Origin of the sequence: Psychrobacter sp., assembly GCF_030457785.1 — a bacterium.
GTDB lineage: Bacteria > Pseudomonadota > Gammaproteobacteria > Pseudomonadales > Moraxellaceae > Psychrobacter.
This window is the reverse complement of record NZ_JAKDUI010000119.1, coordinates 1-8,358: the sequence shown is the minus strand read 5'-3', so window position 1 is coordinate 8,358 and position 8,358 is coordinate 1. Positions and strand designations below refer to the sequence as shown.

At 44.3% G+C, this 8,358-nt stretch carries 7 protein-coding genes; 5 read left to right on the top strand and 2 right to left on the bottom strand.

Translation table 11 applies throughout. The features are described from left to right. The first annotated feature begins 170 nt into the window (after positions 1–170). Together L0J61_RS06995 and L0J61_RS06990 are read left to right on the top strand one after the other, a co-directional pair. On the top strand, positions 171–1,160 hold the full coding sequence (locus tag L0J61_RS06995; RefSeq protein ID WP_301465616.1) for a LysR family transcriptional regulator: 990 nt from the start codon (positions 171–173) through the stop codon (positions 1,158–1,160). 424 nt (positions 1,161–1,584) lie between these two features. Next, positions 1,585–2,967, top strand: coding sequence for an NAD-dependent succinate-semialdehyde dehydrogenase (locus L0J61_RS06990; protein WP_301465615.1), 1,383 nt, complete (start codon positions 1,585–1,587; stop codon positions 2,965–2,967). Positions 2,968–3,168: 201 nt separating this feature from the next. Here L0J61_RS06990 and purN read toward each other — a convergent pair whose 3' ends face one another. Together purN and purM are read right to left on the bottom strand one after the other, a co-directional pair. Beyond that, entirely contained in the window at positions 3,169–3,876 is a 708-nt protein-coding gene (purN, locus tag L0J61_RS06985) for a phosphoribosylglycinamide formyltransferase (protein ID WP_301465613.1), read from the bottom strand. Beyond that, entirely contained in the window at positions 3,876–4,925 is a 1,050-nt protein-coding gene (gene purM, locus L0J61_RS06980) for a phosphoribosylformylglycinamidine cyclo-ligase (protein ID WP_301465612.1), read from the bottom strand. The genes purN and purM overlap by 1 nt, the downstream gene beginning before the upstream one ends. 290 nt (positions 4,926–5,215) lie before the next feature. Here purM and L0J61_RS06975 point away from each other — a divergent pair, with 290 nt between their 5' ends. From L0J61_RS06975 to L0J61_RS06965, 3 genes are all read left to right on the top strand, one after another. Continuing rightward, positions 5,216–6,313 (top strand): AI-2E family transporter, encoded by a 1,098-nt coding sequence (locus L0J61_RS06975; protein ID WP_301465611.1) that lies wholly within the window; start codon positions 5,216–5,218, stop codon positions 6,311–6,313. A 369-nt stretch (positions 6,314–6,682) separates the two neighbouring features. Further along, positions 6,683–7,486 (top strand): DnaA regulatory inactivator Hda, encoded by an 804-nt coding sequence (hda, locus tag L0J61_RS06970; RefSeq protein ID WP_301465609.1) that lies wholly within the window; start codon positions 6,683–6,685, stop codon positions 7,484–7,486. Positions 7,487–7,562: 76 nt separating this feature from the next. Further along, positions 7,563–8,261, top strand: coding sequence for a DUF2057 family protein (locus tag L0J61_RS06965; RefSeq protein WP_301465608.1), 699 nt, complete (start codon positions 7,563–7,565; stop codon positions 8,259–8,261). The last annotated feature ends 97 nt before the right edge of the window (positions 8,262–8,358 follow it).

Here is an 8,358-nt window from a genome sequence, read left to right as displayed (position 1 = left end):
TAGATAACATGATCTTAAGACAGATAAAGTGCGTTATGATTGATGGGTTTTGAAGTAAATTAAAAGGCAAAGAGTGAAACCACGCAGCTATAGTCTGTAAATTAGCGAAAACAGTACTGAAAATGCCGGCGTTGTAGAGGCATTTATTCAAAGGCAAGAGAATATATTATATGAATTTGCAGCGAGTAGATTTAAATTTGTTGGTACATTTAGACGTTTTATTACGTGAAAAAAACGTCACTCGTGCGGCCGAGCAGCTTGGCATTACGCAACCTGCGATGAGCAATATTTTGCGGCGGTTACGTAAACTTTTTAACGATCCATTATTGGTACGTTCATCTGAAGGGATGACACCGACTGAAAGGGCTTTGGAATTACAACCTCGTATTCGTGAAATCTTGGCCGACTTAACGCAAGTATTAGAGCCGCGTACTGAGTTTCGTCCTTATAGTACTTCGCGCGTTTTTCGCATTATGACTTCAGATTATGCGGAAGCGACCTTGGTGCCAAAACTGGTAAAGGCACTACGCTCGGAAGCGCCCAACGTAATTTTGGACTTTTTGACACCGTCAGATGTTTCCTATCGTGATATGGAGCAGGGACGTGTAGATCTAGCAATCAATCGATTTAATGAAATTCCACAGAGCTTTCACCAAGTATTGGTGTGGCGTGATACTTTTAGCTGTTTGTTGTCTGCTGAAAGCCCTTACGCAAACCGTTTCAACCTCAAAAACTATCTAAAAGCCCAGCACGTGTGGGTATCTAAAACAGGCATGGGTGTCGGTTTTGGCGTGAATCCAGAAAAATCAGGTGGCCTAGGATCCATTGACCAAGCTCTACAACGCTTGGGTCAAAAACGTCAAATCAGTGTTTTTACCCGTCATTATCAGATGCCAGCGATGCTCGCAGCGAACAAAGACTTAATCGCTACATTGCCTACGCGGGTGGCACGCATGCAAGCCGATAACGACAGCATCATGATGGAAGAACCACCATTTTTTATTCCTGAGTTTGAGCTGACGATGGCATGGTCACCTTTATTACAGCATCATCCAGCGCACCGATGGTTGCGTCAGTTAATCATGCATGTGGCACGTCAAGTGGTAGCAGAGGAGGAAAATCCGCCCCAAGACATACCAGTGATAAATCATATCTTCTAGCGTCTTCTTTAGCGTAGAGCCACATTGCTCACTATTTCACACGATGCCAGTTTACACGATGCCAATGAAAACCAGCCTAGGGGTTGGTTTTTTTATTGGCATTTGTTTTTGTTGGCGTCTATTTTTTTGGGGTCGGATACACAGTTCGGCTCAAATTAACGACTCAGTCACACTCTTAACATCTTAGTCACACTTTAATATTTTCTGTAAACCAACTTACGAAACGCTTTGCTATAGTGGGTGTCAATCAAGGAAAACGAAAACGACAGCACACGAGAACGACAGCACACAAGAATAACAACACATAAGAAAAAGACAGTTTCAGTATTTATGGCATATCACTCCCAACCAATATGTATCTGAGTCTCGACAGTTTCGACTCAGTTAAAGCAACAAAACATCTTCACACATAAGGATAATAACGATGACAGACATTACTACTATAAACCCAGCCACGGGCGAAAAAATCAAAGAATATAATTATATGAGCAAAGATGAGGTCAACGAGATCGTTGAAGCCTCACATCAGGCGTTTTCAGAATGGCGCAAAACCACTCATGAAGAGCGTGCCAAAGTCATTCAGTCTATCGGTAAAACGCTAATGAAGTACAAAAAAGAGCTGTCTGAGCTCATGACCGAAGAGCGAGGTAAGCTCTACAGTCAAAGCCTGCAAGAAATTGACCTATGCAAAGCGATTTGTGATTATACCGCCGAGAAAGGGGTGACGGCGCTTGCTGATGACGAACGTGACATCGAAGGCCTAAAGAAAGGCATTGTGACTTATCAACCGATCGGCGTTATCTACGGTATGCAGCCTTGGAATTTTCCCGCTTACCAAGTATTCCGCTATGCTGTCGCCAACTTGATGGCAGGCAATAGCGTCTTGTTAAAGCATGCGTCTAATGTTACTGGCTCTGGTTTATTGATTGAGAAAATTTTTCACGAGTCTGATCTGCCCAACGATCTCTTCCGCACGATTTTAATTGATCATGATCAGTCAGAAGAGTTAATCGGTCATGACAAAGTCCGCGGTGTGACATTAACGGGCAGTGATGGTGCCGGTAGTATCGTCGGTCAGCAAGCGGCAAAGGCTCTCAAAAAGGTGGTACTAGAGTTGGGTTCCAACGATGCCTTCATCGTTTTAGAAGATGCGGACTTGGATCTGGCTGTGGATACTTGTACTCAAGCCCGTCTCATCAACAATGGCGAAACTTGCGTCGCAGCCAAGCGTTTTATTATCGTAGACAGCTTGTATGATGACTTCCGTAAGCGCATCGTTGAAAAGTTTGAAAGTAAGCAGTTCGGCGACCCAATGGATAAAAATTCTGATTTTGGTCCACTGGCTCGCAAAGATTTACAAGAGAAGCTACACGAGCAAGTAGAAAACAGTGTGAATCAAGGCGCTACTATAGCCGTTGGCGGTAAACTGCCAGAAGGCAAAGGTAGCTTTTACCCAGCGACTATCTTGGAAAACGTGAAAGAGGGCCAGCCTGCGTACGACGATGAGTTGTTTGGTCCAGTAGCATCGCTAATACGTGCAAAGGATCAGGATGACGCATTGCGCATTGCTAATGACAGTCGTTATGGCTTAGGTGGCGCGATATTTTCTAAAGACGAAGAAAAAGCCATACGTCTGGCGCGTGAAGAGTTCGATACTGGTATGGTTTACATCAACGGCTACGGGCTTGCAAACCCTGCATTACCATTTGGTGGGGTGAAGAACTCGGGTCACGGTCGTGAGCACGGTGGCTTTGGCATCAAAGAGTTTGTAAACATCAAAGGGTTACACGTCCATGAGTCTCAATAATCACTGTAACCTGTAGGCATCATAGATGTCGGTGTTTCCAAATAGTAATAGCATGACTTGATCTATTTGAAATTCTGCTACAGAAAAGCCCAGTCATTCACCAGTTGAGTGATTGGGCTTTTTTTGCGTAAATTTTCAACGCGCCCCAAAGAGCTATTTAGAAAGAACTGTTTGAGTGGCGACCAGTTCAGCCGTTCTAAGTTAATCTCTTATATGCAGTTTGAGCGGCAACAATGGCAAAAATTTGTTTTCCTGCTGTGATGCTTGGACGCTGTTCATAGACAACGCACCTTTGGCCAACAATAAAATGGTCCAAGGAAGCAACTGATGCTCAAGCTTTTGGACACGTGCCTGTAGGCTATCGGCCATTTCATGTGGTTTTATCTCTGTGAGCGCTTGGGTCAGCACAGCACCAGCATCGAGCTCTGCAGTCACGACATGGATGCTACAGCCATGATGGCGTTCACCTGATTGTATGGCACGTTGATGGGTGTCCAAGCCTTTATAGGCTGGCAATAGAGACGGGTGTAGGTTGATCATCGGTGCTGGTGCGTTATCGATGAATGTACCGCTAAGGACTCGCATAAAGCCAGCGAGGACAACCAAGTCTGGCTGCCATGTCGCCAGTTGAGCGCTGGCATGGGTCTCAAAGGTCTTGATGCCCATGCGTTTTCCACTCGCAGCATGTGACAATACAGCTACTGGAATACCAGCGTCCTTGGCGCGCGTGGTGGCGTAGGCATCCTCACGGTTGCTGATGACACCAACTATCTCAATCGGTAACACACCCGCTTGCATTGCATCTATCAGGACTTGTAAGTTACTTCCACTGCCTGATACGAGGACAGCGATGCGTAACGGTTGGTTCGCATGACTGCTGGTGTCAGTAGGTATTGGCGATAATGTCATTAACGGTACACCACTGCATCCGCTTCGCGCTTGATCATTGTGCCTAATTGCCACGCCGTTTCACCTGCGTCGTTCAAGGTTTGTATGGCTGCGTCAGCGTGCTCTTTAGGAACGACAATGACAAAGCCGACACCGCAGTTAAAGGTACGGTACATCTCACTTTGTTCGATGTTGCCTTGGGTTTGTAACCAAGTAAACAATTCTGAGAACTGCCAGCTATTGGTATCGATGCTCGCGGCCAAATCATCTGGTAGTACACGTGGTAAGTTGTCGGTTAAGCCGCCGCCAGTGATGTGAGACATAGCGTGCAGAGCTGAGCTGCCGAGGCTGTCTTGCAAGGCTTTGATCGCTTTAACATAGATACGAGTAGGGGCCATGAGCGCATCTTGGATAGTCTGACCGTCTAGCTGCTCATCGCTGTTAGCGACACCAACACCACTGACTTCTATGACCTTGCGTACCAAAGAGTAACCGTTTGAATGTGCGCCGCTCGACCCAAGAGCGATAAGTACGTCATCTTCTGCGACATTTTTACCAGTGATGACTTCTGCTTCTTCGACGACACCCACGCAGAACCCAGCCAAATCATAATCTTCGTCTTGGTACATGCCTGGCATTTCAGCAGTTTCACCGCCGATTAGGGCACAGTTCGATAGCTTACAGCCTTCGCCAATCCCTGTAACGACAGTGGCTGCTACGTCAATATCAAGCTTGCCAGTAGCGTAGTAATCCAAAAAGAATAAAGGCTCTGCACCGCAAACCAACAGATCGTTGACACACATGGCGACTAAGTCGATCCCGATGGTATCGTGACGTTGTAATTGCAGTGCCAACTTTAGTTTAGTACCAACCCCGTCAGTACCTGAAACCAATAAAGGTGAAGTGTAACCAGTTGGAATACGACAAAGCGCACCAAAACCGCCGAGTCCACCTACGACTTCAGGACGAGAGGTGGATTTTGCCACTGATTTAATGCGTTGAACTAGTGCATCACCAGCATCAATGTCAACGCCAGCATCTTTGTAGCTTAAAGAAGGCTTGTTACTCATGGTTGTCTCACAAATTTTATAGGAATGAATGTCTGTCGGTAAAAATCTGTCGTTAGAAATAGGGTCTGTATTTTCAACGCTAAATAATGCACACATTATACCCAAAAACGACCCCCACTCGCAAAGCAACTTGCCAATATTTGCCGCAGATAATCTATTAGGTGCAAATAAAAAGTGTAGAAACAAAAAATGACTGAGTTTTTTTTGTACTCTGCGATAATAGAATACAAGTTATTTGCCAATAACTGTCCACTATTTTTAACTGGCTGAATCGTAGGACTGCTTGCATTATGATAAAACGAACAATAGACCCATTTTTTCAGCGCTTATTGATCATTGTGGCGGTTGGGGTGACTCTATTTTTATTATACTTAATGACGCCAGTCATCGTCCCATTTGTGGTCGCCTTTGTATTGGCTTACTTGTTCAATCCATTGGTCAAACGTTTGTCAAAATATATCAAACGTTGGATAGCCATTATCATAGTTTATTCTACCATCACCTTGGGCATGGTGTTGCTTCTCTGGTGGTTGGTGCCGACCTTGTGGCACCAGATGCAGGCCGCATGGGAGTATTTGCCCAAAGTAATGAATTGGTACAATCAAGTACTGCGGGAATGGTTCGCTAATAATAGTCGGATTAATTTGCCAAAGATGGAAGCCAAAGAGTTTTCTGAGACGTTGGTTGGGTATTTGCAAACCAATTATAAGTTTGCAGAAGCCAGTACGCTGATGAGTCAAGTACTTGCCTCAAGTATGAAAGTCATCAATAATGCCGGCTTGATTGTCTTGGTACCGATTTTAACCTTTTACTTTTTATTTAACTGGGATCAACGCCTCGAGACGTGGAAGTCGTCGCTTCCTGCAGCGTATAGCCAAAAAATAATTGAAGTGAGTCAAGAGTGCGACCGTGCACTAATGGCTTTTATTAAAGGGCAGCTTTTGGTGATGGTGCTGTTGGGTGCTATTTATGCGGTACAGTTGCAGTTCATTGGTCTTGAGTTGGGGCTAATCATTGGTATGGTGGCTGGTATTGCCAGTTTTGTTCCTTATTTAGGATTTGGTATTGGGTTTATCGCTGCCATTGTGGCCTGTCTGTTTCAGTTTGGGTTAGATTGGACCTATCTGTCGTTGATAGCCGGTGCATTTATGGTTGGACAAGCAGCAGAAGGTTATATTCTTCAGCCGTTGCTATTGGGTGATAAGATTGGACTGTCTCCTCTTTGGGTTATTTTTTCGGTGTTAGCAGGCGCGAGCTTATTAGGATTTGTTGGTATGCTGATTGCATTACCAGTTTCCGCGGTTCTCAATGTATTATTTCACCATTTGTATAACTATTATCGTACGACCGACTTTTATAAAGGTCGCAAACAATGGACTTTATTTTAGCGTATTAAAAGCCTTGAAGTAATAAGTCCACATTATTTCATTAATAAATTCATTTGCCATCAATTATTATTTTGGAATCAAGATAGTCCTGGTTTACTTTGTTGTTTGAAGCATGGTGGCTATTGGCTATTGGCTAATAGCCGTAAATAATGGCACTGATAAAGGCAGTTTATAGGTATTTGATCTACGCTAATAAGCAAAAACCTTGTCAGTCATTTTGTAAATATGTTATATATAAGCGCAGTATTGATGGTATTTGTCGTTAAGAAGTTGGCTTTGATAAAAATGAATATTGTCAAAACCGATTTGGGAAGTATTCGTCGTTTCACTTTTTTAGTGGTTGCATAACGCAAACCGAGTTGATGATTCATGGCAGAAGCACAGCTAAGCCTCAATCTGGATGTTAAGCATGATGCAAGTCTGAGTGACTTTGCAGGTCCGGGTTGGATGTCGATTATTGATGCAGTGCGGCAATTACATGTCGGCCTGATCGGTCAGTTATACTTATTTGGTAGTCCTGCTACTGGTAAGTCTCATTTACTGTCTGCTATTTGCGAGTCATTTATTGAGATGGACAAGTCAGCGATTTGTTTGTCGCTTAATGAGCTGATTCATACCGATGTTCATGTACTGATGTCGCTAGAGAACTTCGATTTGATCGCTATTGATGATTTGGAAGTGTTGGATCAAAGCACTCAATGGCAAGAAGCCTTATTTCATTTGATCAACCGTAGTCGAGAAGGGCAACGTCAATTATTATTTGCGGCCAATAGACCTGCAGGTAATTTGCCCTTTCAATTGTCCGACTTACTAACTCGCTTGGCACAGTCTCCTACCTTTCAAGTGCCGAATGGTCACGATCTTGCCGATCGTCAAGCACTGTTACAATCTATATTACGTCGACGTGGTTGGCAGTTTGACGACCGAATTACCGACCATCTACTCACCGATGGACCACACCGTATCGGTGCGATGATGGAAGTGCTTAACTACATCCAGCCAATGTTTTCAAACCTTGGTCGTAGTAATATCTCCAAGGCAGTCATAAGTGACGCCTTGCGCACCATTGATGAGCAAACGTTGGCTGCTGAGCTGGCTGATATCACCCAAGAGGCGAAAGTAGACAATGATGCCTCTGGCCAAGATCAACAAACGATGCCACTCGACTTCTAGTAACGAGAAGCCGAATTCTTTCTTCTTCAAAGTGTTTTATTGCTCCTAAAGCGCTTTTTTTATTATTGGAAACCTTATGAAATCGAATGCTTCTTTACTAAAAAAACTGACCGTCAGCTCGTTGCTTATTGGAGCTGGTTCTGTGTCAATGTTGTCACATGCTGACGCAACCCTGCTGGTTGATGACTACATCAAGGTAACTGCTATCAATGGGCAAACAGTGAAACATGGTGCTTTTCAGCCAATAAAAGATGAGTTCTCACTAGCACCTGGTCAACATGCCATTACTGCTAAGTACGAGCGTTTGTATGACTTGCGCCATGATGTGCATGACTATGTGCGCTCTGGCAATGTGAGTGTGACAGCAGAACTGGCAGACAATCAGACCTATCGCCTAACGATGCCGGATCTGCCAGAAGAACATAAAGCGGCTAAAGACTATGCGGAACGTCCAACACTGGCTGTACAGCAAGACAATACAGTAATTGCTAGTCAACAAAGTGTGGGTGATAACCAGGGTGGATTGTTCTCAGGTTTGGGTAAGGCAATTGGCGGCGCCTTTGGTGGTAGCGGTGATGCTGCGCAGCAAAATCAGCAAGCGATTGCTGCGCTGGGCCAATCGACTACGGCAACTCCAGGCGCTGCGCAGCAAAATACCGTACAGCAAAGCGAAGCAGTTAATACTTCTAGCAATACATTGGATCAATTTATGCAAGTTTGGCTGCAAGCAACACCTGCTGAACGTGAAAAAATCAGTCAATGGATTCAACAATAAACAGCTATTTTTATAAGTCCCTTTTATATTTTATAAGTTCCTTTTATACAACTTATACAACCGCTGTACTAAAGCACGTCTCTTTCGAGGCATCACA

Coding starts and splice junctions, on each gene's coding strand:
- purM (WP_301465612.1), bottom strand. CDS start 4,925: ATGAGTAACAAGCCTTCTTTAAGCTACAAAGATGCTGGCGTTGACATT.
- L0J61_RS06990 (WP_301465615.1), top strand. CDS start 1,585: ATGACAGACATTACTACTATAAACCCAGCCACGGGCGAAAAAATCAAA.
- L0J61_RS06965 (WP_301465608.1), top strand. CDS start 7,563: ATGAAATCGAATGCTTCTTTACTAAAAAAACTGACCGTCAGCTCGTTG.
- L0J61_RS06975 (WP_301465611.1), top strand. CDS start 5,216: ATGATAAAACGAACAATAGACCCATTTTTTCAGCGCTTATTGATCATT.
- L0J61_RS06995 (WP_301465616.1), top strand. CDS start 171: ATGAATTTGCAGCGAGTAGATTTAAATTTGTTGGTACATTTAGACGTT.
- purN (WP_301465613.1), bottom strand. CDS start 3,876: ATGACATTATCGCCAATACCTACTGACACCAGCAGTCATGCGAACCAA.
- hda (WP_301465609.1), top strand. CDS start 6,683: ATGGCAGAAGCACAGCTAAGCCTCAATCTGGATGTTAAGCATGATGCA.